The sequence below is a fragment of the Paraburkholderia sp. UCT70 genome (assembly GCF_050434085.1).
In the GTDB taxonomy this organism is placed as follows: domain Bacteria; phylum Pseudomonadota; class Gammaproteobacteria; order Burkholderiales; family Burkholderiaceae; genus Paraburkholderia; species Paraburkholderia tuberum.
On sequence record NZ_JBNPVZ010000004.1, the window covers coordinates 180,032 to 206,205 of the forward strand.

Below are 26,174 nucleotides of genomic sequence, written 5' to 3' on the forward strand. Positions count from 1 at the left end.
CTGCCGTAAAGCGTTAAAATCGCGCACCCGCGTCATATTCCCTTGCGGCTGCTGGCGGTTGCGCGTCGGCCCTAAAGTTTTGCGAACGATCGTTCACAAATTTCCATTTTGCGCTAAACTGGCACGCAAGCCCTGATTCCACATGAAGGTCCTCGATTTACAGTGTCCGCATGGCCATCGGTTTGAAGGCTGGTTCGCTTCGACCGATGACTTCGAGTCGCAGCAGTCCCGCAATCTCGTCGAATGTCCGTTCTGCGGTGCGAACAAGGTGAGCCGTTTGCCTTCGGCACCGCGTCTGAATCTGTCGGGCGCGACCGACTCCAAGGCGCCGGCGGGCGTGGAGCAAATGCAGGCGCACATGATGCGCGCGCTGCGCGAGGTGCTGGAGAAGACGGAGAACGTGGGCGACCGCTTCGCCGAGGAAGCACGACGCATTCACTACAACGAAGCGCCCGTGCGCAGTATTCGCGGTGTCACGACACCGGAGGATGCGCGTGCCTTGGTCGAGGAAGGCATCGAAGTGATGCCGCTGCCGGTCCCAGCTGCGCTGAAGGAACCGCTGCAATAGCGCGGTGGGCTCCAGGCGGCCGGGCGGTGGCGGCCAGGAGACACTACGCATGAATCTGGACTATTCCCCCGCTGAAGACGCGTTCCGCGCTGACATCCGCGCCTGGCTCGAAGCGAATCTGCCTCGCGAGCTGAGCGACAAGGTTCTCAATCACAAACGGCTTTCCCGCGAAGACTTCGCAAGCTGGCACAGGCTGCTCGGCACGCGAGGCTGGTCGGCAGTCGCGTGGCCGCGCGAATACGGCGGCCCCGGCTGGGACGCGACGCAACGACATATCTGGGAAGAAGAGTGCGCGCGTATCGGCGCACCTTCCGTGCTGCCTTTCGGTGTGTCGATGGTTGCGCCGGTGCTGATGAAATACGGTAACGAGGCGCAAAAGCGCCACTATCTGCCGCGTATTCTCGACGGCACGGACTGGTGGTGTCAGGGCTACTCGGAACCGGGATCGGGCTCCGACCTTGCGTCGCTGCGCACCCGCGCAGAGCGCGTCGGTGATCATTACGTGGTCAACGGCCAGAAGACCTGGACCACGCTCGGCCAGCACGCCGACATGATGTTCTGCCTCGTGCGCACCGACAGCGGCGCCAAAAAGCAGGAGGGTATCTCGTTCCTGCTGATCGATATGAAAACCCCGGGCATGACGGTGCGGCCCATCATCACGCTCGACGAAGATCACGAAGTCAACGAGGTGTTCTTCGAGGACGTCAAAGTGCCGGTCGACAATCTCGTCGGCGAAGAAAATCGCGGCTGGACGTATGCGAAATATCTGCTCGGCCACGAGCGTACCGGCATTGCGCGAGTCGGAGCGTCGAAGCGTGAGCTGGCGTTTCTGAAGCGTGTCGCGCTGAATCAGAAAAAGAACGGCAAGCCGCTGCTGCAGGATCCGGTGTTTGCGGCGAAGGTAGCGAGTCTCGAAATCGAGTTGATGGCGCTGGAAGTCACCGTGCAACGGGTGGTAGCCAACGAGGCGGGCGGTCGCGGCCCGGGCCCGGAAGCGTCGATGCTGAAGATCAAGGGCACGGAAGTGCAACAGGGGCTCACCGAGCTGATGTTCGAAGCAATCGGCCCGCTGGCCGCCCCGTTCGACGTGCCGTTCCTCGAAGGCGAACGCGAGCACAGTCTTGCCGGCGACGACGATGCCGCTCCGCTTGCCGCGTACTACTTCAACTTCCGCAAGACGTCGATTTACGGCGGCTCGAACGAAATTCAAAAGAACATCATCGCACAGATGATTCTCGGACTTTGAGGAGCGGCGCATGGACTTCACTTTCAACGACGAACAACAGCAATTTGCCGATGCGCTGCGCCGCTATCTCGACAGGAGCTACGGCTTCGAAGCGCGCCAGCAGATCGTGCGCTCGAAGGCGGGCGTATCGGCTGTGCACTGGGCCGCGTTCACCGAACTGGGGCTGACCGGGTTGCCGGTGCCCGAAACGCAGGGCGGCTTCAACGGTGGTCCGATCGACATGCTCGTGGTCATGCAGGAGCTCGGCCGCGCGCTCGTCGTCGAGCCGTTTTGGGCGACCGCGGTCGGCATCGAAGCGCTGCGCCTTGCCGGCACCGGCGACGGCGAAGATGCCGCGCTGCTCGAACGGGCGGCCCAGGGCGAAGCCAGGCTGGCCGTGGCGTTTCACGAGCCGCATGCGCGGTACGATCTGTTCGAACTCGCGACGACCGCGAGCGGGCAGGGTGCGCAGCACACGCTGAGCGGCACCAAATCGGTCGTGCTGCACGGCGCGCAGGCGGACCACTGGATCGTGCCGGCGCGCCTCTATGGCGAGATCGCACTCTTTGTCGTCGCGCGTGACGCGGCCGGCGTCACGCTCACCGAGTACCGCACGATCGACGGTCAACGCGCCGCGACGCTCGAATTCAATGGCACGCCCGCGCGCCGGCTCGCCGGCGAACAAGCGGGGGCGGCAACCCTCGAGCAGATCGCCGACTACGGCACGCTGCTGCTGTGCGCAGAAGCGATCGGCGCGCTCGACGCGCTCAATCACGCCACCGTCGAGTACACCAAAACGCGCCAGCAGTTCGGCCAGCCGATCGCGCGTTTCCAGGCGTTGCAGCATCGCATGGTCGAGATGCTGATCCACGCGGAGCAGGCGCGCTCGATCACGTATCTGGCCGCGATGCGCTACGCGAGTGAAGACGCGAACGAGCGCCGTCGAGCGATCTCCGCGGCAAAAGTTCGGGTCGGCCAGGCCGCGCGTTTCGTTGGTCAACAGGCGGTGCAGTTGCACGGCGGCATGGGTGTCACGAACGAAGTGGCGGCCGCGCATCTGTTCAAGCGCCTCGCGATCATCGAGACCACGCTCGGCGACGTCGATCATCATCTCGCGCGGTTTGCCACGCTGCCCGGATTTGCCGTCGCCGAAGACTGATCGGGCCGTTCCACAGGACAAAGGAGGTGCACGATGAAAATCAGTTTCGAAGACATGGAAGTGGGCTCGAGCCGCGAAATCGGCAAGCACATGTTCACGCGCGAGGAGATTGTCGAGTTCGCGCAGAAGTTCGATCCGCAGCCGTTTCATCTCGACGAAGCCGCCGCGGCCGAATCGCCGTTCCGCGGCCTTGTCGCGAGTGGTTGGCACACCTGCTCGGTAATGATGGGCATGCTCGTGCGCAAGGTACTGGCGGATTCGACATCGATGGGTTCGCCCGGGATCGACGAGATCCGCTGGCTCAAGCCGGTACGAGTCGGCGACACGATCACGATGATGAACGTCATCGTCGACAAGCGCGTGTCGCAGAGCAAGCCGGATCGCGGCATCGTGTCGACACGCTGGGAGGGCATCAATCAGCACGGCGAAACGGTGATCACGGTGCGCTCGAACGGCATGTTCGGCCTGCGCAATCCGGGAGCGGCGGCATGACGGCGAGCGCGGCGACGCTAGTCGCTTTCGACAATGCGGGTGCTTTGCGCGCGCTCACCGGCGCCGAGCCGCTCGTCAGCGAATGGCTGAGCGTCGATCAGGAGAGGGTCAACCGTTTCGCCGAGGCAACCGGCGATCATCAGTGGATTCACATCGATCCCGAGCGGGCCAAACGCGAATCGCCGTTTGGCGGCCCGGTCGCGCATGGGTTTTTGACGCTGTCGCTGATTCCGGCTTTGCTCGGCAAAACGGTGAAGATCGAGCAGCGCATGGGTGTCAACTATGGCTTGAACCGCGTGCGTTTCATGTCGCCGGTACTCGTGGGATCGTCGCTGCGCGGGAAGTTCGCCGTCGAGTCGGTGACCGACGTCGACAACAGCGGCGTGCAACTCGCGTGGAACGTGACGCTGGAGCGTCAGGGCAGCGAACGACCGGTGTGCGTCGCGGAGTTCATCACGCGGCATTATTTCTAGCGTTTTCCCTTCGCAGACGAAATGAAAAAGCGCGAGCCGGCAGGCATGCCGCTCGCGCTTTCAGCTTGTGTCGAGCCGCGTCAGCGAGACGGCCGAAACTAGTGTTTCGCGTACTGCGTCGCGCCAAACAGGATCTCTTTCGCCTTGTCGTCCATCAGCGGCGCGCGCGCCGACGCCAGCACGTCGACGCCGCGCACCACCGCCGGCCGCGCAGCGATCTCTTCATGCCAGCGCTTCACGTTCGGCAAGGTATCGAGCTCGATGCCCTGATTTTTCCACGAACGGGTCCACGGAAACGCGGCGATGTCCGCGATCGTATAGTCGTTGCCGGCCAGGTAACGCGTCTTGCCGAGTTGCGTGTCCATCACGCCGTACAGACGTCGCGCCTCATTGGTGTAGCGATTGACCGCGTATTCGATCTGCTCGGGTGCATACACGCGGAAGTGATGCGTTTGCCCCAGCATCGGACCGAGGCCGCCCATCTGGAACATCAGCCATTGCAGTGCCGCGTAGCGCGCGGCCGGATCGCTCGGTAGAAACTTGCCGGTTTTCTCGGCCAGATAAATCAGGATCGCGCCCGATTCGAATAGCGCGAAGGGCCGGCCGTCGGCGCCTTTCGGACCTTCGGAATCGACGATCGCGGGAATCTTGTTGTTGGGACTGATGGCGAGAAATTCCGGCTTGAACTGGTCGCCGGCACCGATGTTCACGGCATGCACGTTGTAGGGTAGGCCCGTTTCCTCGAGCATGATATGAATCTTGTGGCCGTTCGGGGTCGCCCAGCTATAGACGTCGATCATCCTGGCTCCTTTGTTCGTCGAAGCGGCGCCGCAAAGAGGGCGCCGCCGTTGCCGAAAATTAGAGCATAGATCGCGCGACGCTGCTTGCCGCGGGCTCAGGCTCCACGCTCACACCGAGCCGCAGCACTCAAACGCGTGTGACCGGCATCTCAACGCGAGCCGCCGCGCCCGCATCCATATGACGCGCAAGTTCGAGCTTGGCGATCGCGTTGCGATGCACTTCGTCGGGGCCGTCGGCGAAACGCAGCGTGCGCGCCGACGCATAGGCATACGCGAGCGGAAAATCGTCGCTGACGCCGCCGCCGCCATGCGTCTGAATCGCCCAATCGATCACCTGACACGCCATGTTCGGCGCGACCACCTTGATCATCGCGATCTCGCCGCGCGCGCCCTTGTTGCCGACGGTATCCATCATGTACGCGGTCTTCAGCGTGAGCAGACGCGCCTGCTCGATCATGCAGCGCGCCTCGGCAAGACGCTCCTGCGTGACCCCTTGCGACGCGACCGGCTTGCCGAACGCGACACGCTGCAGCGAGCGCTTCGCCATCAATTCGAGCGCGCGTTCGGCGAGACCGATCAGGCGCATGCAGTGGTGGATGCGTCCCGGGCCGAGACGGCCTTGCGCGATCTCGAAGCCGCGGCCTTCGCCGAGCAGCATGTTGGTAGCGGGCACGCGCACGTTGTCGAGTGTGATCTCCATGTGGCCGTGCGGCGCGTCGTCGTAACCGAACACCGTGAGCGGGCGATGCACGGTGATGCCGGTGGCGTCGGCGGGCACGAGGATCATCGACTGCTGCTGATGGCGCGGCGCGTCGGGATCGGTCTTGCCCATCACGATATAGACCTTGCAGCGCGGATCGCCCGCGCCCGACGACCACCACTTGTGGCCGTTGATCACGTAATGGTCGCCATCGCGCACGATGCTGGTCTGGATGTTCGTCGCATCCGACGACGCGACCTCCGGCTCCGTCATCAGAAACGCCGAACGGATCTGTCCTTGCAGCAGCGGTTCGAGCCACTCGCGCTTGTTCTCTTCGCTGCCGTAGCGCTCGATCGTCTCCATGTTGCCGGTGTCCGGCGCGTTGCAGTTGAACACTTCCGGCGCCCACGGCACACGGCCCATGATCTCGCACAGCGGTGCGTATTCGAGATTCGTCAGGCCCGCGCCGCGCTCCGATTGCGGCAGGAACAGATTCCACAGACCGGCGTCGCGCGCCTTCTGCTTGAGTTGCTCGACCAGTTCGGTCGGCACCCATGCGTTGCCGTTCTGGCGGTTGCGCGCGATCTCCGCATAGAACGCATGTTCGTTCGGGTAAATGTGCTCGTCAAAAAAGGCGAGCAGCTTTTCGCGCAACGCCTGGACCTTCGGGGTGTAATCGAAATTCATCTTGGACCTCGCGGGTAACGGACTGCGAATGATGGGGAGCAGGGCGCGCCCTTGTGTCTAGAGAACCTTCTGCGCATAGTGCCAGGCGAGTTCGGCCATCGGCTTCGCGCGCCGGCCGGCGTCGAGCGCCTGCGCGCTCGACGCGGTACCGTCGACGACGCGCTTCATGATCCCCTGCAGAATCGCGGCGATGCGGAACATGTTGTACGCGAGATAGAAATTCCAGTCGCCATGAATCTCGAAGCCGGTGCGTTGGCAATAACGCTCGACGTACTGAGCTTCATCGGGAATGCCGAGCACGGCCCAATCGAGTCCGGCGATGCCGCGGAACTGCGCCGGATCGACATGCCACGCCATGCAGTGATACGCCAAATCGGCGAGCGGATCGCCGAGCGTCGACAGTTCCCAGTCGAGCACCGCGAGCACGCGCGGCTCGTCGCGATCGAAGATGAGATTGTCGAGCCGGTAGTCGCCATGCACGATCGAGGTACGGCCGCTCGTCTCTGCGGGCATATGCTGCGGCAGCCATTCGATCAGCCGGTGCATCGCGTCGATCGGCTCGGTCTCGGACGCCAGATACTGCTTGCTCCAGCGACCGATCTGGCGCGCGAAGTAATTGCCGGGCTTGCCGTAATCGGCGAGGCCGGCGGCGGCGACGTCGACGCTGTGCAAGGCCGCGATGACGCGGTTCGTTTCGTCATAGATCGCCGCGCGCTCGGTGGGCGTCATGCCGGGCAGCGATTGATCCCACAGCACGCGACCTTCCACGAACTCCATCACGTAGAACGCGCGGCCGATCACGCTTTCGTCCTCGCACAGCGCGAGCATGTGTGCGACCGGCACGTCGGTGTCGGCGAGCGCGTGCATCACGCGATATTCGCGTTCGATCGCATGGGCGGACGGCAGCAGCTTCGCGGCGGGCCCGGGTTTCGCGCGCATCACGTAGGAGCGAGATGGCGTGATCAGCTTGAACGTGGGATTGGATTGTCCGCCCGCGAATTGCTCGAGCGTGAGCGGCCCCTCGAATCCGTCGACATGTCCGGCCAGCCACGCGGCGAGCGCGTCGTTGTCGAAGCGTTGCCGCTCGTTGACCGGGCGGGTGCCCTCGAAAGCCGAGTAGTCCTGTCCGCGTGCGGGTTCGCCGGTCTGCGTGGCTTGCGCCATGTGTCTTCTCCAGTTCGGTGTCAGCTACGCTGGCATCGGATGAATTGTGCGTAGAGTATTTCCATCGTGGTGTTGCGGACGTCGCGATGCAACGGCGACGGCGGTGAATAGTTGAGCATGCGCAGCACCCAGTCGCGCGGCGCGGCGCCGACGTCGAGCGCGTTGATGCAGCCGGTCGCCTGCGACAGATGACCGAAGAACGTGCGCCCGCCGGCCGTCAGCGCGTGCGACAGGATCGCGCGATTGACGCCGCCGTGCAGCACCAGCAACACGGTGTCCCACGACGTGTCTTCGCGCAGCGCCGTGACGGCCGGCAGCACGCGATCGAACAGTTCGCCGATCGTTTCGCCGTCGAGAAAGCGCATGCTCTCCGGCACGATGCCGTCGAACACGCCGAGAAACGCCGCCTCGATATCGCTCGGCGGAATGCCGCCGAGCCGTCCGCCGCGAATTTCCTGCCACGCGGGCTCGATTTCGGGCTCAATCTGCTGACCCGTTTCGACGAGCACGCGCCGCGCGGTTTCGATCGTGCGCGGCAAGCCGCTGACGATCACGCGGTCAAAGCGCACCTGCTGACCGGCGAACACGCGGCCCGCCGCGCTCGCCTGCTCGCGGCCGTTCGCGTTCAGCGGCACGGTTTCGGGATCGATCGCGCGGCCGGTGTCGTCGAAGTAGGTGACGTCGCCGTGACGCATCAGGAAGATGCGGCGCCGTTTCGGCAGTTGGTAGTCGGGCATGTCGGGCGGCTCTCTTGTCGCTTATTTGTAGATCGGTGCGCGTTTTTCGAGGAACGCGGTGATGCCTTCGAGACCGTCGCGATGATGCAGTGACGCGACGAAGTTATCGCGCTCGACGACCAGATGATCCGCGAGCGGCTGCGTACCGGCCGCGGCGATCAGCCCCTTGATGCGCGCGACCGAATTGGGCGAAACCGCGCCGAGCTCGTCGGCCCACGCGAGCGCATTATCGAGCGTGGTGCCGGCTTTGGTGAGCCGGTTGACGACGCCGAGTTCGTGCAGACGCGCGGCGCCGATCGGCTTGGCTTCGATCAGTACCTCGGTGGCCAGCTGGCGCGGCAGCGCCTCTGCGAGAAACCACGAGCCGCCGCCGTCGGGCGTCAGGCCGACGCGCGCGTAAGACATCGCGAATTTGGCGTTGTCCGCGGCGACGATCAGATCGCAGGCGAGCGCGAGCGAAAATCCCGCACCTGCCGCCGCACCTTCCACCGCGGCAATGACCGGCTTCGACGATAGCCGCAGTGCCGAAATCCATTGAGCGAGCATGTCGATGCTATCGGCTTGCACGGAGGGATCTTTCGCGCGATTTTCGAGCAGGCGGTTCAGGTTGCCGCCTGCGCAAAAGAAGTTATCGGCGCCGGTGATCACGACGGCGCGAATCGACGGATCGCGCTCGACGGTATCGAATGCCTCGATGCCCGCGGCGTACATGTCCGGGTGCAGCGCGTTGCGCGCACCGGGGTTCGACAGCGTGAGGACCAGCGTGGATTCGCTGCTGGCCGGGCGTGAAGCGAGCAGGGCGGCGCTCATGATTGGGTCTCCGTTGGGATGTCGGTGGCGTCGCGCTGCGTGAGCGCGAGGCCGAGTTGCGCGCGTCTTGCGAGCCACGGCGACGGACGATAGCGCGGTTCGCCGAGCACGCTGTGCATGTTGCGCAGGATCGTGAGAATGGTGTTGGCGCCGAGCGCGTCGCCGAGCGCGAGCGGTCCGCGCGGATAGCCGAGGCCGAGCATGACGGCGAGGTCGATGTCCTCCGGCGTCGCGATCTGCTTCTGCGCGATGTCGCAGCCGATGTTGACGATCGTCGCGACCACCCGCTGCGCGACGAAGCCGGTCGAATCGCGGATCACGGTGACGGGGATGCCGTCGGCGGCGAACAGCGCATGCGCGCTATCGCGCGCGGCGCGTGTCGTGGCCGGCGTGGTCATCAGCGTGCGGCGTTGCGCGCCGACGAGCGGGAACAGGGCATCGACGGCGACGACGCGGCTCGCGTCGAGCGCTTCGTCGACCGCGGCCGTGGTCGCGTCGTGGCCGAACGGCGTGACGACGATCAGCGAAGCAGGGGCGGGCGTCGCGCCTTCGTCGAGCTTTACGCCCGCTTTGCCGACCAGTTGCACGACGGGCTCATACGCGTCGCGGTAGCGTTGGCTGACCCACACGCTTTGCGGCAGCGTGGTCGGCGCGGGCGCTTCGGCGGGAACCTGCTGCTTGCCGTCCACGTAGCGATAGAAACCTTCGCCGCTCTTGCGGCCGAGCAGTCCGCCCGATAGCCGGGTGCCCGTGATCGGCGACGGTGTGTAACGCGGTTCTTCGTAGAACTGGTGATAGATCGACTCCATCACCGGATGCGACACGTCGAGCGCGGTCAGGTCCAGCAGCTCGAACGGCCCGAGGCGAAAGCCGGCCTGCTCGCGCATGATTCGGTCGATGTCCGCAAAGCTCGCGACGCCTTCGCCCGCCACGCGCAAGCCCTCGGTATTCATGCCGCGGCCCGCGTGATTGACGATGAAGCCCGGCATGTCGTTCGCGCGCACCGGCGTGTGGCCCATGCGGCGGGCGAGATCCATCAGCGCGTCGCCGGCTTCGGGGTCGCTGCGCAGGCCGTCGATCACTTCGACGACCTTCATCAGTGGCACCGGATTGAAGAAGTGATAGCCGACCACGCGCGACGGATCGGTGCAGCCCGCGGCTATCGCGGTGATCGACAGCGACGACGTATTCGACGCGAGGATGCAGCGGCCGCTGACCACGGTTTCGAGCTCGCGAAACAGCGCCTGCTTCACCTCGAGCTTTTCGACGATCGCCTCGATGACGAGATCGCAGCCGACCAGCTCGCTGATCGCCTGCACGCCGCTCACGTTGGCGAGCGCGGCGAGCGAGCGCGACTGCTCCAGCTTGCCTTTGGCCGTCAATTTGGCGAAAGTTTCCGCGAGATAGTCGCGCGCGGCGCCGACGGCGGCCGCGTTGGTGTCGTAGAGCCGCACGCGCAGGCCCGCGAGCGCCGCGATCTGCGCAATACCGCGGCCCATCGCGCCGGTGCCGACGATGCCGATGGTCTCGATGCTGAAATTGCGAGAGTTCATTGTGATGCTCGACTCCATGGTTATTTTAGAATAGCACGATCGTGCAATTTCGTGGATGATTCGATGGAAAGCCGCTGCTTCAACCTCGACGCGCGGTCTCACACACCATGACACAAGGAGACACCCCATGATCAAGCTGTGCGGTTTTGCGCTGTCCAACTACTACAACAAGGTCAAGTTCGTGCTGCTCGAACATGGCATCGAGTTCGAGGAGCAGGTCGTGAAGCCGAGTCAGGAAGAAGCGCTGCTCGAGCATTCGCCGCTCGGCAAGGTGCCATATCTGCAGACCGAGCACGGCGACCTCTGCGAGTCGCAGTGCATCGTCGAATATCTGGCTGCGCGTTTTCCCGACAAGCGGATCTTCTGCGCCGATCCTTGGCAGGCCGCCAAGGAACGCGAAATGATCTTTTTCGTCGATGTACATCTCGAGCTGACAGTGCGCAATCTGTACAAGGAAGCGTTTTTCGGCGGCACGGTCAGCGACGCGACGAAAGGGCGCGTCGAGAAGCTGCTCACGCATCACATCGCCGGTTTCAAACGGATCGCGAAGTTCTCGCCGTATCTGTGCGGCGAGCAATTCAGCGTGGCGGATACCGCCGGCTACGTGAGCCTGCCGCTCGTCGGTATGGCGACACAGACCATTTACGGCCGCGATCTTCTGCTCGAAGCGGGGATCGACTGGAAGCGCTACGTGAAGACGATCAACCCGCGGCCGGCTGCGCAGCGCGTGACTGAGGATCGCAAGGCCTGTGTCGCGGCGTCGCGTGCGTCCTGAGGGAATGAGCGCAGTGCCATGAAGCGCGCATGGGTGCGAAGCGCACACCCGTGCCGCGCAGCGCGATGGCAAGTAACGTGGCTTCGTTCGTGGCATCGCGCAAGGCATCCTAGAGCCGCGCGAGCCGTTCGAGCGCGGTAGCGAGCGTGCCTTCCTGCTTGGCGAAGCAGAAGCGCACCACGCCCGACTCGTGCGCCTCGTGATAGAACGCCGAGACCGGAATCGCCGCGACGCCGATTTCGCCGGTCAGCCATTGCGCGAATTCGGCTTCGGGCAGGTCGCTGATCGCCGAATAGTCGACGCATTGAAAATACGTGCCCGTGCACGGCAGCAGCCTGAAGCGCGAATTCGCGAGGCCCGCGTGGAAGAAATCGCGCTTGCGCTGATAGAACGCCGGTAGCTCCACGTACGGGGCCGGATCCTTCATGTAATCGGCGAGGCCGATCTGCATCGGCGTGTTGACGGTGAACACGTTGAACTGGTGCACTTTGCGGAACTCGGCGGTCAGGGCGGCGGGCGCGGCCACATAGCCGACTTTCCAGCCCGTCACGTGGTAGGTCTTGCCGAAGCTCGACACGACGAAGCTGCGCTGCGCGAGTTCCGGATAACGCGCGACGCTTTCATGCGGCGCGCCGTCGTAGACCATGTGCTCGTACACCTCGTCGGACAGGATCAGCACGTTGGTGCCGCGCACGATCTCCTCGAGCTTGCGCATGTCCTGTTCGCGCCACACGGTGCCGGTCGGATTGTGCGGCGTGTTGATCATGATGAGCCGCGTCCTCGGCGTGATCGCGGCGGCGAGCTTGTCGAACGGGATCGCGTAGTCGGGTGCGTCGAGCGTGACGAAAACCGGCTTGCCGCCCGCGAGTTCGATCGACGGCAGATAGCTGTCGTAGGTCGGTTCGATCACGATCACTTCGTCGCCGGGATGGACAGTGCAAAGAATCGCGGTCAGCAACGCCTGTGTGGCGCCCGCGGTCACGGTGATTTCGCGATTGGCGTCGTAGTGGCGGCCGTACAGATTCGCGATTTTGTCCGAAATCGCCTGACGCAGCGGCAGCACACCGGCCATCGGCGGATACTGGTTGTGACCGTCGCGCATCGCGTTCGCGACCGCGTCGACGATGCGCGGATCGCAGGCGAAGTCGGGAAAGCCCTGACCCAGATTCACCGCGCCTTTTTCCGCGGCGAGCGCGCTCATCACGGTGAAAATCGTCGTGCCGACGTTCGGCAGGCGAGACGGAAACGTGGGGCTCGTGGGCGTGTCGTGCGGTGCGTTCATGGCGTCGTGGGTAGCAGGGCGATAAGGTGGGCCGGTTCTCGAACTGTCGTTGCGAAGGGCGAAGCCTGATTGTAGGGAATCGCGACACGCTGTGCGTGCCGCGGGTTTCACGTTGATCGTCAGAAGCCGCCTGACGATAACCTTCAACATGCGCTCGGCTTAACGCGCCACACGGACGGTCGGATTCACGCGTTGACGGGGTCGCCCCCAGCATTCTGCGCGATGCCGATTTCCGCGACGAACGGTGCCGGCTGCGCGATCCTGAAGCCGAAGTCGCGCGCGATCCGTTTCGCGAGCTTCAGCACCGCACGGTCTTTCGACACGAGCCAGTCGGCCTGCGCCGCATGCGCAAGCTCGAGAAACTTCTGATCGTCGCGATCCTTGCATTGGGGCAGCGGCCGCGCGTCGGCGGCGGACTCGGTCGGCTCACACGGCTCGACCAGTTGTGCCAGCCGCGCGACGACCGCGAGCGCAGCGGCTTTGTCGACATTGCGGTGCACGAACTGCGGATAGTCGAGCACGTAGGCGAGCTCGGCGAGGCAGCGCGCGTCGATCAGCGCGGCGAGCGCGCCGCTTTCGAGCGCGGCGGCGATCGGCCGCGTGTGAGGGTCGTCGAATACGAGTATGTCGATCCAGACATTGGAATCGAGTACGACGCGCAACGCGTCGCTTGAGGCGAGGGAACCGGGCATTCGTTACAATCGGGCTTTCGTCTTTGACCGCCAGGCACGGCGTGCCTGCAAGCCTCTATGATAATCGTTCTGTCGCCGGCGAAATCGCTCGACTACGACACCCCGCCGCACGTCAAAAAGCACACGATCCCCGATTTCGTCGATGACGCCGCCGAACTGATCAGCGGCCTGCGCCGTTTGTCGCCGCAACAGATCGCTTCGCTGATGAGCATTTCCGATCAGCTCGCGCACCTCAATTTCCAGCGTTACGCGGATTGGTCGCCGCAATTCGGCACGCACAACGCCAAGCAGGCGGTGCTCGCTTTCAACGGCGACGTGTACGAAGGTTTCGATGCGAAGACGTTGTCGTCGGCCGATCTGGACTATGCGCAGAATCACGTGCGGGTGCTGTCGGGCCTCTACGGCCTGCTGCGTCCGCTCGATCTGCTGCAGCCGTACCGGCTCGAAATGGGCACGCGTTTCGTCAACCCGCGCGGCAAGGATCTGTACGCGTTCTGGGGCGAGCGGATCACGCACGCGTTGAACGCGCAGTTGAAGAAGAATGCGGCCACCTCGCGCGTGCTGGTCAATTGCGCATCGGGCGAATACTTCAAGTCGGTCAAGCCGAAGCTGCTCGACGCGCCGGTCGTCACGCCGGTGTTCGAAGACTGGAAGGGCGGCCGCTACAAGATCATCAGCTTCCATGCAAAACGCGCGCGCGGCTTGATGGCGCGCTTCGCGGTGGAAAATCGCCTCGATCGTCCCGAGCAGTTGAAGGACTTCGAGACCGAAGGCTACGCGTTCTGTGCCGAAGCCTCGAACGACTCCACTTTCGTATTTCGCCGCCGCGTTGCGGAATAAGCGTGCCGCTGCGCTAAAAAAGGCAGCTTGAATTCAGGCAGGGAAGACTCCGATGACGTTATCGATTACGAGCAATTTCGACGCAGGCGCAGTTGATGTGTTGTCCTGCGAGGACGCCGGCAATATTCGCCTGCGCGTACGGCCCGACAGCCACGCCGAGTTCGCGCAGTGGTTCTATTTCCGCCTGTCGGGCGCGGCGGGCGAGCGCTGCGTGATGACCTTCGAGAACGCCGCCGCGTGCGCGTTCGCGGAGGGCTGGCGCGACTATCGGGCGGTCGCGAGCTACGACCGCGTGAACTGGTTTCGCGTGCCGACGTCGTACGACGGCCGCGTGCTGACGATCGACCATACGCCCGATTTCGACAGCATCTACTACGCTTACTTCGAACCGTACAGCGAGGAGCGTCATGCCGAGTTTCTCGGCGCCGTGCAGCAGATGCCGCACGCGTCGCTGACCGAACTCGGCAAGACAGTCGAAGGGCGACCGATTTCGCTGCTCACGCTCGGCACGCCGTCCGCCAACGATGCCGCCAACGCCGCGCCCAAAAAGAACATCTGGCTGATTGCCCGGCAGCATCCGGGCGAGACGATGTCCGAATGGTTCATCGAGGGGTTCGTGAAGCGCCTCGTCGGTTGGGGCGATTGGGCGGGCGACCCGGTCGCGCGCAAACTCTACGATCATGCGGTGTTTCACATCGTGCCGAACATGAATCCGGACGGCAGCGTGCGCGGCAATCTGCGCACCAACGCGGCCGGCGCGAACCTGAATCGCGAATGGATGGAGCCGGATGCCGCGCGCAGTCCCGAGGTGCTGGTGGTGCGCGACGCGATTCATGCGATAGGCTGCGACCTGTTCTTCGATATTCATGGCGACGAGGCATTGCCGTATGTGTTCGTCGCGGGCTCCGAAATGTTGCCGGGCTTCACCGAGCGGCAGGGCCGCGAGCAGGCGGCGTTCATCGAGGCGTTCAAGCACGCGAGTCCGGATTTTCAGGACAAGTATGGTTATGCGGCGAGCAAGTATCGAGAGGATGCGTTGAAGCTCGCGTCGAAGTACATCGGCAACGAATTCGGCTGTCTGTCGTTGACGTTGGAAATGCCGTTCAAGGACAACGCAAATCTGCCCGACGAGCGGGTCGGCTGGAACGGCGAGCGCAGCGCATCGCTTGGCGCCGCAATGTTGCAAGCGATCCTCCGACACGTGGAGGCGTTCGCCTGAAGAAGCGGACGGATGGACACAAAAAACGAGGCACGCACGGCAAAAGTGCGTGCCTCGTTTTTTATTGGGGCGACTGATCGGACGGTGGCGCTGCTCGATCAGCGCCAGATGTCATTGGCTCTTCTTCTTCGAGCTCTTGTTTGCCGATTTGCTCGACGTCGTGCGCGACGATTGGCCCGAGCCTGTCTTCGACGACTTGTTCGACGTCTTGCCGCCGACCGCGTGCTTGCCTTTGCCGCCTTTGTGCTTGCCCGATCCCGCGCTATGCGCGCGGTTTGGCGGTACCGGATCGTTCCAGCTGAACGCGAGCATCTGCGAGCCGACGTAGCCGCAGCGGAATTTCAGATCGGCCGGCTCGCCCGAGTTGTCCTGGCGCACGCCGACGCCCTCGACGGTGACAATGCTGTCCACCTTGACACGCTGCTTGCCTTCGTCGAACGAGTCGTTCCATGGCGTGACCGACGAGTGCGCACTGTCGAACGAACTGGACGGGAATTCGACGTGGTCGAAAGCGGTCGACGTGCTCGCGACGAAGTCGCCATGCGCGGCGCAGTCCGCGACGAGCGGATCCGCGTGCATTTCGGTGATAAATCTTTTGACGAGGTCGTTGTGCTGTTCGAGCTGATCAGCGAATGCGGGAGCCGCGCAGATGAGCGAGAGACTCGCTGCGCAGGCTGCCAACCGGCCGATCACCCGCAGCAACCGGCTCGGTACATTGGTGCGATCCATCTAGTTCTGTAGACGCAAATGGGAGATGAGGCAAATAAGATGCCGCGCGCAAGGGTTGAGTTCAATGTTGCTGCAAATATTCTGCCTTGTCCTGATGGGGGCGCCCGAAAAGTCTCCAGTGACGAGGCGCTGATTATCACAGATGCGCCGCACGCGACGTCAAAGCGCGCATTCTCAGGTGCGCGGGCCGCCCAGACGATAGCGCCGCACGTCGTTGGTGGTCACCCATGCGGGACGGTAGACCGCGATCAGCGCGGTCGCCATGCCAGTGAACCATGCTTCGCCGGTGGCGAGCAGCAGCACGCTGAGCGCGTAGCCGATCGGCACCACGGTCATCGAACCGCCGGACACCGCGATATGGATGCCGAGCGCTGCCGCGGCCGTCAACGACACGGCAATGGCGGGCGAAACGAAGCCCTGGCCGAAGATGAACATGAAAAGATTGCGCGGTAGCCACGCGGTGCAGATTCGCTGGAGCAAGGTCGAGATGGCGACGGGCAGGGCTCCGTACACAAGGAACGTCAGCGCGATGCCCTGCCACGGCGCATCGAAGACGACAGCGGCCAGACCCGCGACCACCGCCATCGCGATCAGGGCGAGCCCCCAGTCGAACAGCGTGACGACGAGCGTGGCGCCGAGCAGGTGCATCACGGTGCCGTCGTCGAGCCAGGCGTTGCTCGACCACAGCACCGACACCGCGACGATTATCGCGAGCCAGACATGCTGGAGCGTGCCGTCCTGAAGTCTTTTGAAAGGTTTTTTCCACAGCGCGAGCGCGACCACTATCGCAGTGGCAATCCAGCCACCGACAGCGACCCAAAACGGAAGCGGTGTGTAGAGGAAACCCATGTGTCTCATATTACTCGTTGGACGACAAAAGGTGTGAGCGGATTCCATGCCAGCCCACCCTCGACGCTGCGCGCATGCGGACGTTCCAACCCATGCGCGCGGCGTGCCCCGCGCCCCGCGTCATGCGGAACCCGGCCCGACCGACTTCCGCGCGGGCCGGCCTTGTGGGGCCTCACCGTACGACGTGGCGGGTTCCGCGGCCATCGGTAGCGCGCTACTGGTGTCGCTGCCCGGCAACGGATACTGGGAGCGCGCACGTGTGCGGCGCCGGAGCGGAACTGGGCCAGGCTGCCCGCGTATGACCGGCCGCGCGTTGTGCTCGCCGTTGTTGCGCAGCACTTGCAAATGATTCGTGAGCCATCCGTTGTAAAGCGCGACCGCCGCGGCGCGATTGGGCGCACCAAGTTGCTGGAATATGCTCGTCAGGTGGATCTTGACCGTACCTTCGCTAATGCCGAGCGTGCGCGCGATCATCTTGTTGGTGCTGCCCATGTGCACGCAGCGCATGATCTGCTCCTGCCGCGGTGACAGCCCGCCCGAGAGTTTGTTGCGGCGGGGCGGCGGACTTTCTTCGTCGAACGTACGGATCGCGGTGTCGGTCGGCAGCGGCGGATCGATCGCCAGCGCGCCGGGCGGCACGTAGTGACCGCCGAGCAGCACCATTTCCAATGCGCGCACGATCAGGCAGGGATCGGTGTCGCGTGGAACAACGCCGAGCACACCTTCGTCCATCAGCGCGCGCACGAGCGCGGGCAAAGTCCCGTCGGTGAGCACGCTGATGCGCAGGTCCGGAAAGTAGCTGAGCAGCGCGCGCACCTGCGCAACCGACATCCAGTCCTCCCAGTCGATCACGACGAGATCAGGCCGATAACGCTTGAACGGACGTTCGAGCAGACGCCATTCATCGGCTTCTGTGAAGCGCGCCAGCCGGTCGATCTGCCGCAGCAAGGCTTTGAGTCCATCACGTCGTTCTGCGTTTGAACTGAGAATCGCGAAGCGCATGCATGTCTCCAGATGTATCGGGCGAAATGGCGCGACGCATCTGTGGGACTCGTGGAGCTGACTCGATCACGGCGATGCGTCACGGTGCCTATGATGACAAATTCCCTTCGTTTTGACGGCTGTCCAAAAGGCATAAGAAATGCGGACAATCAACAAAAAAGCCCCGGATATACGGGGCTTTTTTGCGATAAGGCAGGGATGTCGACTTCGGTGTCAATGGAAATGGGGTTGCGCGGGCTCGGCGTCTTCGGGCATTTCCGCGTGGACGATTTCGCCGAGCGGGTCCGCATACAGCGGCACGCCGCAGTCGTCGCAATATTCCGGCTCGAAGCGGCCCGCGTGGCGGCGCACATCCGTGATGCCGGTTTCCTTGAGCAGCGCGACGATTTCCTCGAGCGGTTCGTCCGAGCCGGTGATTTCCTCCGGCTCCTCGTCGATGCCCGCCTCGCCGTTTTCGCGGCCGTAGAGTGGCCACACGACACCGTAGATCACGTCGTTGCTGCCCTTGCGCGTGAAGCCGACGCGGTACTCGTCGATGCGCCGTTCGCCGAAGCCGGCGACCACCGCGCGCAGATCCTGCGGCGCCGCGCCAATAGTGTCGAAAAGATAACGCACGGCGGTACGCACGGTGTGCGGACGCACACTTTCATCGGCGTCGCGGCACGCCGAGTAGTACGCATCCGGCAGCAGACATTCGAATTCGCAGCCCGGCAGCACGACCGACAGATTCGCGCCGCCTTGGGTGGCCCATTGCTCGAGACATTGGCCGCGCTCGATGCGAGTGCCGTGCTCTTCTTCCTGCCAGCGGAACGTCGCGCCGCCGACGGGAGCGGCGACTACGGCGAGCAGAAAGCGCGGGTCCGCCAGAATCGGCGAGGTCTCCGGCAGTTCGCCGAAATTGAGCTTCGCGTTGCCGCCGCTGACCGCGGCTTGCGCAAGTTGCTGGGCGATGCGCCACGTTTCGACGTGATGGCGCGGCAACTGGTCGATGCTGAACAGGAATGGAGCCATTGCCACGCGCGTGTCGGCAGCGAGCACGTGCGCTTGCAGGTGTGCGCGCAGGGCGTCGGCGGCGTCGGACTTGAGCGGGCCGGACGGAATCACGTAGCGGGTCCAGGCGAGCACAGGCGCGGCGATCAGCAGCGCTTCATAAGACACGCCTTCATGTTCGATCACGAACGATTCGCTGTGCGTTTCCGCCATGTCGGCCAGCGCGCCGTAGGCATCCGGATGGTTTTGCTGCAGATGGTCGAGCGCGGCGTCCAGCGTAGTCTGGTTGGCGTTGCGCACGACTTTGGCCAGCAGCGCGTCGAGCTTCGCTTCCCAGAAGCGATCTTCGGTACGGCTGCCCGACGCGAAAAGCGCGAGCGAGAGACCGACGAGCTTGTCGGCGTCGGGAGGGAGACGTTTGGCGATTCGCGAGCGCATAAATCCAGAAAAATTGGGGGCACGGAACCTTATATTCTAGTCTTTTCCAGGCAGCTATATGGATTGGCCAGCAATCTCCGGGCAATTTGGGCCCTTTCATCTCAAAAAATGCGGTCGCCACCGGCACAGTCGCAAGCGACTCGCAACACCCTGGCGGGATGGTATAAGACACCCCGGACGCCCGACTCGCTTCTATACTGACGGCGTTCAGCGGGCGCCTGACGGGCGTGTGTCATGTCATTGCCACGGTCTGGCGCAATAGGAGATTCATCGTGAAATCTGACCAACTGATCGAGCGACTTGCCGCGGTATTCGCATTGATTGTGCTCGTGGGTGGGTCGTTGCTGGTGCTGGCGCCATTTACGACCGCGCTGCTGTGGGGCGCCATCCTCAGCTACAGTTCCTGGGGACTCTACCGGCGACTCACTGGCGTGGTCGGCGGGCGGCGCAAGCTGGCCGCGACCTTGATCGTGCTGATTATTCTGGTCGTGGTGCTCGGGCCGTTCGTCTATGCGGGTTTCGCGTTCGGCGCGCATGTTCACGACATCGTTGCGCTGGTGCAAAGACTTCTCGAGTCGGGGTTGCCCGATCTGCCGCCGTGGGTGCAGCGGATCCCGCTGGTTGGTTCGAGCATCGAGGCCTTTTGGGAGCGCTTGACCAGCAGCAATTCCGAGTTGATCGCGCAATTGCGCACGCTCGCCGCGCCGGCTGGGAAGTGGATTCTGGCGGCGGCGCTTGCGGTGACGCATGGGCTGGGGCTGCTGGCGTTGAGCATCGTGCTCGCGTTCTTCTTTTATACCGGTGGCGAGGGGGCGGCCGCCTGGCTGAACGCCGGCATGCGTCGAGTAGCCGGTGAGCGCGCCGACTATCTGCTGGCGCTGGCGGGCAGCACGGTGAAGGGGGTGGTCTACGGGATTCTTGGTACGGCCCTCGTACAGGCGGTTCTCGCGGGATTCGGTTTCTGGATGGCGGGCGTACCGGCGCCGGCGTTGCTCGGGCTCGTGACGTTTTTTCTGTCGGTGGTGCCGGGCGGTCCGGTCATTGTCTGGTTGCCGGCAGCGATCTGGCTGTATCAGGGCGGGTCGACTGGATGGGCGATTTTTGTGGTCATATGGGGCCTGCTGGTTGTCGGCATGGCCGACAACGTCATCAAGCCGATCCTGATTGGCAAAAACAGTGACATGCCGTTGATTCTGGTAATGCTCGGCATCCTCGGCGGCGCGTTTGCGTTTGGTTTTCTTGGTGTTTTCATCGGCCCGACGTTGCTGGCGGTCGCTTATACCGTGTTACATGATTGGACGATCGGCGCATCCGCCGCCCAGACGCTGGCGCCCGAAGTGAAAACCCCAACGATAGACGATCCGGACCGTATGGGAAAGATCCCCTAAGGAAAACCCCAAGATTTCGCTTGCAAGTTCTGGCTGCGGTGACTAGAATTCCGCTCTTTCGCGCTCCGGACGCCGGGGTGCGGAGAAGCGGGAAGCCTTTGAGGGCGAGGGCTTCAGCGGCGTGGGCAGGTTAAGCGGAGTGATAAAAACCTGTTGACGATCCGACGGAAGTTCTCCATAATCCCGTTTCTCTGCTGCAGACGCAGCGACGCAAACGAAGCAGTGCCGGGTAGTGGTGGTTCAGGCGCTGCGGGTCTGGCGGACCGATCTTTAAAAACTAACAGTCGATAAGTGTGGGCGCTTGATGCGGAATGCGGCGGCGGATTCTGTGGAATCTGCTGTCAGGCAGAAGTATCAGAAGCCTCACACAGTATTGGAGGAAGGTTTGTCTGTCGGAAGACGGATCAATCATCGTCAGTACGTTGAGTGAGCGACCGGGTTCGAGAGAGCCCGAAAACAGTAACAGGTTTGAACTGAAGAGTTTGATCCTGGCTCAGATTGAACGCTGGCGGCATGCCTTACACATGCAAGTCGAACGGCAGCACGGACTTCGGTCTGGTGGCGAGTGGCGAACGGGTGAGTAATACATCGGAACGTGTCCTGGAGTGGGGGATAGCCCGGCGAAAGCCGGATTAATACCGCATACGCTCGGGAGAGGAAAGCGGGGGATCGCAAGACCTCGCGCTCAAGGGGCGGCCGATGGCAGATTAGGTAGTTGGTGGGGTAAAGGCCTACCAAGCCGACGATCTGTAGCTGGTCTGAGAGGACGACCAGCCACACTGGGACTGAGACACGGCCCAGACTCCTACGGGAGGCAGCAGTGGGGAATTTTGGACAATGGGCGCAAGCCTGATCCAGCAATGCCGCGTGTGTGAAGAAGGCCTTCGGGTTGTAAAGCACTTTTGTCCGGAAAGAAAACCTCGTGGCTAATATCCGTGAGGGATGACGGTACCGGAAGAATAAGCACCGGCTAACTACGTGCCAGCAGCCGCGGTAATACGTAGGGTGCGAGCGTTAATCGGAATTACTGGGCGTAAAGCGTGCGCAGGCGGTGCTGTAAGACCGATGTGAAATCCCCGGGCTTAACCTGGGAACTGCATTGGTGACTGCAGCGCTGGAGTATGGCAGAGGGGGGTGGAATTCCACGTGTAGCAGTGAAATGCGTAGAGATGTGGAGGAACACCGATGGCGAAGGCAGCCCCCTGGGCCAATACTGACGCTCATGCACGAAAGCGTGGGGAGCAAACAGGATTAGATACCCTGGTAGTCCACGCCCTAAACGATGTCAACTGGTTGTCGGGCCTTCATTGGCTTGGTAACGTAGCTAACGCGTGAAGTTGACCGCCTGGGGAGTACGGTCGCAAGATTAAAACTCAAAGGAATTGACGGGGACCCGCACAAGCGGTGGATGATGTGGATTAATTCGATGCAACGCGAAAAACCTTACCTACCCTTGACATGTATGGAATCCTGCCGAGAGGCGGGAGTGCCCGAAAGGGAGCCGTAACACAGGTGCTGCATGGCTGTCGTCAGCTCGTGTCGTGAGATGTTGGGTTAAGTCCCGCAACGAGCGCAACCCTTGTCCCTAGTTGCTACGCAAGAGCACTCCAGGGAGACTGCCGGTGACAAACCGGAGGAAGGTGGGGATGACGTCAAGTCCTCATGGCCCTTATGGGTAGGGCTTCACACGTCATACAATGGTCGGAACAGAGGGTTGCCAAGCCGCGAGGTGGAGCCAATCCCGGAAAACCGATCGTAGTCCGGATCGCACTCTGCAACTCGGGTGCGTGAAGCTGGAATCGCTAGTAATCGCGGATCAGCATGCCGCGGTGAATACGTTCCCGGGTCTTGTACACACCGCCCGTCACACCATGGGAGTGGGTTTTACCAGAAGTGGCTAGTCTAACCGCAAGGAGGACGGTCACCACGGTAGGATTCATGACTGGGGTGAAGTCGTAACAAGGTAGCCGTATCGGAAGGTGCGGCTGGATCACCTCCTTTCCAGAGCTGTGCATTCACTGCACTCAAGTGCTCACGCTTATCGGCTGTGGTTAATGGAAGCAACGCAGACAGACATCAGGGGTCTGTAGCTCAGCCGGTTAGAGCACCGTCTTGATAAGGCGGGGGTCGATGGTTCGAATCCATCCAGACCCACCACGGTCTTGTCTGGTGAGCTGAAGGGCTGGGGCCGCTGGAATAGCTGTGGGACTGGGGGATTAGCTCAGCTGGGAGAGCACCTGCTTTGCAAGCAGGGGGTCGTCGGTTCGATCCCGTCATCCTCCACCAATCCTCAATGCGCAGGGTTCTGCCTGAAGGCAGAGCGTTGCGCATTGGCGATTGAGCCAGTCAGGGCGGTATGAGGCACAGGCTTCATACCGGCTGCCGTTCTTTAACAATCAGGAAGAAGTAGTAAAGAGATTCACGAAAGCATACCTGGAGATGGGTGTGTGAGTAGGTGAATCAGGGTTGTGATTGTATCGATGTATTTTAAAGGTGATCGAAAGATTGCCTTGGAATACGGCGCAACACGAATACTCAACCTGTAACGGAACGTGAATGGTCGACTCCTTTGGGAACCTGTCCCCTCCGGGGATGGGACCAGAGTAAGCGCTAAAGCGCTAACACTGGTCGACAGAGACACACCCGTTATAGGGTCAAGCGAACAAGTGCATGTGGTGGATGCCTTGGCGATCACAGGCGATGAAGGACGCGGTAGCCTGCGAAAAGCTCCGGGGAGCTGGCAAACGAGCATTGATCCGGAGATGTCCGAATGGGGAAACCCACTCCTAATGGAGTATCCGTAGCTGAATCCATAGGCTGCGTGAAGCGAACGCGGTGAACTGAAACATCTAAGTAACCGCAGGAAAAGAAATCAACCGAGATTCCCAGAGTAGTGGCGAGCGAAATGGGATCAGCCTGTACACGTTATCTGTATTGTTAGTCGAACGCTCTGGAAAGTGCGGCCATAGCAGGTGATAGCCCTGTAGACGAAAACAGCATGGAAGAACTGGGTGTACGAGAAGTAGGGCGGGACACGTGAAATCCTGTCTGAAGATGGGGGGACCATCCTCCAAGGCTAAATACTCGTGATCGACCGATAGTGAACCAGTACCGTGAGGGAAAGGCGAAAAGAACCCCGGGAGGGGAGTGAAACAGATCCTGAAACCGCATGCATACAAACAGTCGGAGCCTCTGCGAAGGGGTGACGGCGTACCTTTTGTATAATGGGTCAGCGACTTACATTCAGTGGCGAGCTTAACCGATTAGGGCAGGCGTAGCGAAAGCGAGTCCGAACAGGGCGTCCAGTCGCTGGGTGTAGACCCGAAACCAGGTGATCTATCCATGGCCAGGTTGAAGGCACGGTAACACGTGCTGGAGGACCGAACCCACTAACGTTGAAAAGTTAGGGGATGAGCTGTGGATAGGGGTGAAAGGCTAAACAAACCTGGAAATAGCTGGTTCTCTCCGAAAACTATTTAGGTAGTGCCTCGTGTATCACCTTCGGGGGTAGAGCACTGTCATGGTTGTGGGGTCCATTGCGGATTACTACGCCATAGCAAACTCCGAATACCGAAGAGTGCAATCACGGGAGACAGACATCGGGTGCTAACGTCCGGTGTCAAGAGGGAAACAACCCAGACCGCCAGCTAAGGTCCCCAAATATGGCTAAGTGGGAAACGAAGTGGGAAGGCTAAAACAGTCAGGAGGTTGGCTTAGAAGCAGCCACCCTTTAAAGAAAGCGTAATAGCTCACTGATCGAGTCGTCCTGCGCGGAAGATGTAACGGGGCTAAGCCATATACCGAAGCTGCGGATGCACAGCAATGTGCATGGTAGGAGAGCGTTCCGTAAGCCTGCGAAGGTGCACTGGAAAGTGTGCTGGAGGTATCGGAAGTGCGAATGCTGACATGAGTAGCGATAAAGGGGGTGAAAGGCCCCCTCGCCGTAAGCCCAAGGTTTCCTACGCAACGTTCATCGGCGTAGGGTGAGTCGGCCCCTAAGGCGAGGCAGAAATGCGTAGCTGATGGGAAGCAGATTAATATTTCTGCACCATTGTGAAATGCGATGGGGGGACGGATCGCGGAAGGTTGTCCGGGTGTTGGAAGTCCCGGTCCTTGCATTGGAGAAGGCGCTTTGGCAAATCCGGGCGCGGAATTCAAGGGTGCGAGGCGAGTCGCTCAGGCGACGAAGCAACTGGAAGGGGTTCCAGGAAAAGCCTCTAAGCTTCAGTTTCACAGTGACCGTACCGCAAACCGACACAGGTGGGCGAGATGAGTATTCTAAGGCGCTTGAGAGAACTCGGGAGAAGGAACTCGGCAAATTGGTACCGTAACTTCGGGATAAGGTACGCCCTCATAGCCTGACTGGCCTGCGCCAGAAGGGTGAAAGGGTTGCAATAAACTGGTGGCTGCGACTGTTTAATAAAAACACAGCACTCTGCAAACACGAAAGTGGACGTATAGGGTGTGACGCCTGCCCGGTGCCGGAAGATTAAATGATGGGGTGCAAGCTCCTGATTGAAGTCCCGGTAAACGGCGGCCGTAACTATAACGGTCCTAAGGTAGCGAAATTCCTTGTCGGGTAAGTTCCGACCTGCACGAATGGCGTAACGATGGCCACACTGTCTCCTCCCGAGACTCAGCGAAGTTGAAGTGTTTGTGATGATGCAATCTCCCCGCGGCTAGACGGAAAGACCCCATGAACCTTTACTGTAGCTTTGCATTGGACTTTGAACCGGTCTGTGTAGGATAGGTGGGAGGCTATGAAGCGTGGACGCCAGTCTGCGTGGAGCCGTCCTTGAAATACCACCCTGATCTGTTTGAGGTTCTAACCTTGGCCCGTGATCCGGGTCGGGGACAGTGCATGGTAGGCAGTTTGACTGGGGCGGTCTCCTCCCAAAGTGTAACGGAGGAGTACGAAGGTACGCTAGGTACGGTCGGAAATCGTGCTGATAGTGCAATGGCATAAGCGTGCTTGACTGTGAGACTGACAAGTCGAACAGGTGCGAAAGCAGGTCATAGTGATCCGGTGGTTCTGTATGGAAGGGCCATCGCTCAACGGATAAAAGGTACTCTGGGGATAACAGGCTGATACCGCCCAAGAGTTCATATCGACGGCGGTGTTTGGCACCTCGATGTCGGCTCATCTCATCCTGGGGCTGTAGCCGGTCCCAAGGGTATGGCTGTTCGCCATTTAAAGAGGTACGTGAGCTGGGTTTAAAACGTCGTGAGACAGTTTGGTCCCTATCTGCCGTGGGCGCTGGATATTTGAAGGGGGCTGCTCCTAGTACGAGAGGACCGGAGTGGACGAACCTCTGGTGTACCGGTTGTCACGCCAGTGGCATCGCCGGGTAGCTATGTTCGGAAGAGATAACCGCTGAAAGCATCTAAGCGGGAAACTCGCCTTAAGATGAGATATCCCCGGGGCTTCGAGCCCCTTGAAGGGTCGTTCAAGACCAGGACGTTGATAGGTCAGGTGTGCACGTACAGTAATGTACTGAGCTAACTGATACTAATTGCCCGTAAGGCTTGATCCTATAACCGGTGTGTTTTGCGGTCAGCGTGAGCGCTTCAGCTGTCGGCCGGAGTTAGTGCTTCAGCACTT

At 61.7% G+C, this 26,174-nt stretch carries 21 protein-coding genes, 2 tRNA genes and 2 rRNA genes; 13 read left to right on the plus strand and 12 right to left on the minus strand.

Going from position 1 to position 26,174, the window contains the following annotated elements; all coding sequences use genetic code 11:
- The first annotated feature begins 142 nt into the window (after positions 1-142).
- From OKW41_RS26425 to OKW41_RS26445, 5 genes are read left to right on the plus strand one after another with little or no spacing between them, the layout of a single operon-like run.
- Complete coding sequence (locus tag OKW41_RS26425; protein WP_429574466.1) at positions 143-568, plus strand: DUF1178 family protein; 426 nt, start codon at positions 143-145, stop codon at positions 566-568.
- 49 nt (positions 569-617) lie between these two features.
- Entirely contained in the window at positions 618-1,814 is a 1,197-nt protein-coding gene (locus OKW41_RS26430; RefSeq protein ID WP_429574467.1) for an acyl-CoA dehydrogenase family protein, read from the plus strand.
- Positions 1,815-1,824: 10 nt separating this feature from the next.
- Positions 1,825-2,952 carry an acyl-CoA dehydrogenase family protein gene (locus OKW41_RS26435; protein WP_429574468.1) on the plus strand — a complete coding sequence of 376 codons (1,128 nt, stop codon included), beginning with the start codon at positions 1,825-1,827 and terminating at the stop codon, positions 2,950-2,952.
- Between the two features lie 33 nt (positions 2,953-2,985).
- A complete protein-coding gene (locus OKW41_RS26440; protein WP_090803790.1) occupies positions 2,986-3,444 on the plus strand; it encodes a MaoC family dehydratase in 459 nt (152 codons plus the stop codon).
- On the plus strand, positions 3,441-3,917 hold the full coding sequence (locus OKW41_RS26445) for a MaoC family dehydratase (RefSeq protein WP_429574469.1): 477 nt from the start codon (positions 3,441-3,443) through the stop codon (positions 3,915-3,917). Before OKW41_RS26440 ends, OKW41_RS26445 begins: the two co-directional genes overlap by 4 nt.
- Before the next feature lie 98 nt (positions 3,918-4,015).
- Here the strand turns inward: OKW41_RS26445 and OKW41_RS26450 are convergent, their stop codons facing one another.
- The 6 genes from OKW41_RS26450 to OKW41_RS26475 form a co-directional block, all read right to left on the minus strand.
- On the minus strand, positions 4,016-4,717 hold the full coding sequence (locus OKW41_RS26450; protein ID WP_018420032.1) for a glutathione binding-like protein: 702 nt from the start codon (positions 4,715-4,717) through the stop codon (positions 4,016-4,018).
- 127 nt (positions 4,718-4,844) lie between these two features.
- Complete coding sequence (locus OKW41_RS26455) at positions 4,845-6,104, minus strand: acyl-CoA dehydrogenase family protein (protein WP_429452054.1); 1,260 nt, start codon at positions 6,102-6,104, stop codon at positions 4,845-4,847.
- A gap of 57 nt (positions 6,105-6,161) precedes the next feature.
- Positions 6,162-7,268 carry a phosphotransferase gene (locus OKW41_RS26460; protein ID WP_429574470.1) on the minus strand — a complete coding sequence of 369 codons (1,107 nt, stop codon included), beginning with the start codon at positions 7,266-7,268 and terminating at the stop codon, positions 6,162-6,164.
- Between the two features lie 20 nt (positions 7,269-7,288).
- Complete coding sequence (locus OKW41_RS26465) at positions 7,289-8,005, minus strand: histidine phosphatase family protein (RefSeq protein ID WP_429452050.1); 717 nt, start codon at positions 8,003-8,005, stop codon at positions 7,289-7,291.
- A 21-nt stretch (positions 8,006-8,026) separates the two neighbouring features.
- Complete coding sequence (locus OKW41_RS26470; protein ID WP_429452048.1) at positions 8,027-8,815, minus strand: oxepin-CoA hydrolase, alternative type; 789 nt, start codon at positions 8,813-8,815, stop codon at positions 8,027-8,029.
- A complete protein-coding gene (locus OKW41_RS26475; RefSeq protein WP_429574471.1) occupies positions 8,812-10,368 on the minus strand; it encodes a 3-hydroxyacyl-CoA dehydrogenase in 1,557 nt (518 codons plus the stop codon). Before OKW41_RS26475 ends, OKW41_RS26470 begins: the two co-directional genes overlap by 4 nt.
- A gap of 127 nt (positions 10,369-10,495) precedes the next feature.
- Here OKW41_RS26475 and OKW41_RS26480 point away from each other — a divergent pair, with 127 nt between their 5' ends.
- On the plus strand, positions 10,496-11,143 hold the full coding sequence (locus tag OKW41_RS26480; RefSeq protein WP_429574472.1) for a glutathione S-transferase family protein: 648 nt from the start codon (positions 10,496-10,498) through the stop codon (positions 11,141-11,143).
- Positions 11,144-11,252: 109 nt separating this feature from the next.
- Here the strand turns inward: OKW41_RS26480 and OKW41_RS26485 are convergent, their stop codons facing one another.
- Positions 11,253-12,425 carry a pyridoxal phosphate-dependent aminotransferase gene (locus OKW41_RS26485; RefSeq protein ID WP_429574473.1) on the minus strand — a complete coding sequence of 391 codons (1,173 nt, stop codon included), beginning with the start codon at positions 12,423-12,425 and terminating at the stop codon, positions 11,253-11,255.
- Between the two features lie 185 nt (positions 12,426-12,610).
- On the minus strand, positions 12,611-13,117 hold the full coding sequence (locus OKW41_RS26490) for a putative toxin-antitoxin system toxin component, PIN family (RefSeq protein ID WP_429574474.1): 507 nt from the start codon (positions 13,115-13,117) through the stop codon (positions 12,611-12,613).
- A 57-nt stretch (positions 13,118-13,174) separates the two neighbouring features.
- On the opposite strand from OKW41_RS26490, the gene yaaA reads away from it, so the two are divergent.
- Together yaaA and OKW41_RS26500 are read left to right on the plus strand one after the other, a co-directional pair.
- On the plus strand, positions 13,175-13,957 hold the full coding sequence (gene yaaA / locus OKW41_RS26495; protein ID WP_184072133.1) for a peroxide stress protein YaaA: 783 nt from the start codon (positions 13,175-13,177) through the stop codon (positions 13,955-13,957).
- 52 nt (positions 13,958-14,009) lie between these two features.
- Complete coding sequence (locus tag OKW41_RS26500; RefSeq protein WP_429574475.1) at positions 14,010-15,176, plus strand: M14 family metallopeptidase; 1,167 nt, start codon at positions 14,010-14,012, stop codon at positions 15,174-15,176.
- Between the two features lie 111 nt (positions 15,177-15,287).
- On the opposite strand, the gene OKW41_RS26505 is transcribed toward OKW41_RS26500, so the two are convergent.
- The 4 genes from OKW41_RS26505 to OKW41_RS26520 form a co-directional block, all read right to left on the minus strand.
- On the minus strand, positions 15,288-15,905 hold the full coding sequence (locus tag OKW41_RS26505; protein WP_429574476.1) for a BspC domain-containing protein: 618 nt from the start codon (positions 15,903-15,905) through the stop codon (positions 15,288-15,290).
- A gap of 174 nt (positions 15,906-16,079) precedes the next feature.
- The gene (locus OKW41_RS26510; protein ID WP_429576483.1) at positions 16,080-16,754 is read right to left on the minus strand and encodes an energy-coupling factor ABC transporter permease; all 675 of its coding nucleotides are present in this window, start codon (positions 16,752-16,754) and stop codon (positions 16,080-16,082) included.
- Positions 16,755-16,874: 120 nt separating this feature from the next.
- Positions 16,875-17,756: a LuxR C-terminal-related transcriptional regulator gene (locus OKW41_RS26515; RefSeq protein WP_429452033.1), complete on the minus strand. Its 882-nt coding sequence runs from the start codon at positions 17,754-17,756 to the stop codon at positions 16,875-16,877.
- A 213-nt stretch (positions 17,757-17,969) separates the two neighbouring features.
- Positions 17,970-19,184: a DUF2863 family protein gene (locus OKW41_RS26520; protein ID WP_429452032.1), complete on the minus strand. Its 1,215-nt coding sequence runs from the start codon at positions 19,182-19,184 to the stop codon at positions 17,970-17,972.
- A 272-nt stretch (positions 19,185-19,456) separates the two neighbouring features.
- Between OKW41_RS26520 and OKW41_RS26525 the strand changes: the two genes are divergently transcribed.
- The 5 genes from OKW41_RS26525 to OKW41_RS26545 all read left to right on the plus strand — a co-directional run bounded on the left by OKW41_RS26525 (position 19,457) and on the right by OKW41_RS26545 (position 26,106).
- Positions 19,457-20,572, plus strand: coding sequence for an AI-2E family transporter (locus OKW41_RS26525; RefSeq protein ID WP_429574477.1), 1,116 nt, complete (start codon positions 19,457-19,459; stop codon positions 20,570-20,572).
- A gap of 470 nt (positions 20,573-21,042) precedes the next feature.
- Positions 21,043-22,573 (plus strand): 16S ribosomal RNA (locus OKW41_RS26530).
- 79 nt (positions 22,574-22,652) lie between these two features.
- A tRNA-Ile gene (locus OKW41_RS26535) sits at positions 22,653-22,729 on the plus strand.
- Positions 22,730-22,782: 53 nt separating this feature from the next.
- Positions 22,783-22,858 (plus strand) — tRNA-Ala (locus tag OKW41_RS26540).
- A gap of 366 nt (positions 22,859-23,224) precedes the next feature.
- A 23S ribosomal RNA gene (locus OKW41_RS26545) occupies positions 23,225-26,106 on the plus strand.
- The 16S and 23S rRNA genes sit together here with 2 tRNA genes alongside, the layout of an rRNA operon.
- Positions 26,107-26,174 lie beyond the last annotated feature (68 nt).

Bases quoted from the DNA above. Each gene is read 5' to 3' on its own strand.
- OKW41_RS26425 (WP_429574466.1), top strand. From the start codon at position 143: ATGAAGGTCCTCGATTTACAGTGTCCGCATGGCCATCGGTTTGAAGGC.
- OKW41_RS26430 (WP_429574467.1), top strand. From the start codon at position 618: ATGAATCTGGACTATTCCCCCGCTGAAGACGCGTTCCGCGCTGACATC.
- OKW41_RS26435 (WP_429574468.1), top strand. From the start codon at position 1,825: ATGGACTTCACTTTCAACGACGAACAACAGCAATTTGCCGATGCGCTG.
- OKW41_RS26440 (WP_090803790.1), top strand. From the start codon at position 2,986: ATGAAAATCAGTTTCGAAGACATGGAAGTGGGCTCGAGCCGCGAAATC.
- OKW41_RS26445 (WP_429574469.1), top strand. From the start codon at position 3,441: ATGACGGCGAGCGCGGCGACGCTAGTCGCTTTCGACAATGCGGGTGCT.
- OKW41_RS26450 (WP_018420032.1), bottom strand. From the start codon at position 4,717: ATGATCGACGTCTATAGCTGGGCGACCCCGAACGGCCACAAGATTCAT.
- OKW41_RS26455 (WP_429452054.1), bottom strand. From the start codon at position 6,104: ATGAATTTCGATTACACCCCGAAGGTCCAGGCGTTGCGCGAAAAGCTG.
- OKW41_RS26460 (WP_429574470.1), bottom strand. From the start codon at position 7,268: ATGGCGCAAGCCACGCAGACCGGCGAACCCGCACGCGGACAGGACTAC.
- OKW41_RS26465 (WP_429452050.1), bottom strand. From the start codon at position 8,005: ATGCCCGACTACCAACTGCCGAAACGGCGCCGCATCTTCCTGATGCGT.
- OKW41_RS26470 (WP_429452048.1), bottom strand. From the start codon at position 8,815: ATGAGCGCCGCCCTGCTCGCTTCACGCCCGGCCAGCAGCGAATCCACG.
- OKW41_RS26475 (WP_429574471.1), bottom strand. From the start codon at position 10,368: ATGAACTCTCGCAATTTCAGCATCGAGACCATCGGCATCGTCGGCACC.
- OKW41_RS26480 (WP_429574472.1), top strand. From the start codon at position 10,496: ATGATCAAGCTGTGCGGTTTTGCGCTGTCCAACTACTACAACAAGGTC.
- OKW41_RS26485 (WP_429574473.1), bottom strand. From the start codon at position 12,425: ATGAACGCACCGCACGACACGCCCACGAGCCCCACGTTTCCGTCTCGC.
- OKW41_RS26490 (WP_429574474.1), bottom strand. From the start codon at position 13,117: ATGCCCGGTTCCCTCGCCTCAAGCGACGCGTTGCGCGTCGTACTCGAT.
- yaaA (WP_184072133.1), top strand. From the start codon at position 13,175: ATGATAATCGTTCTGTCGCCGGCGAAATCGCTCGACTACGACACCCCG.
- OKW41_RS26500 (WP_429574475.1), top strand. From the start codon at position 14,010: ATGACGTTATCGATTACGAGCAATTTCGACGCAGGCGCAGTTGATGTG.
- OKW41_RS26505 (WP_429574476.1), bottom strand. From the start codon at position 15,905: ATGGATCGCACCAATGTACCGAGCCGGTTGCTGCGGGTGATCGGCCGG.
- OKW41_RS26510 (WP_429576483.1), bottom strand. From the start codon at position 16,754: ATGGGTTTCCTCTACACACCGCTTCCGTTTTGGGTCGCTGTCGGTGGC.
- OKW41_RS26515 (WP_429452033.1), bottom strand. From the start codon at position 17,756: ATGCGCTTCGCGATTCTCAGTTCAAACGCAGAACGACGTGATGGACTC.
- OKW41_RS26520 (WP_429452032.1), bottom strand. From the start codon at position 19,184: ATGCGCTCGCGAATCGCCAAACGTCTCCCTCCCGACGCCGACAAGCTC.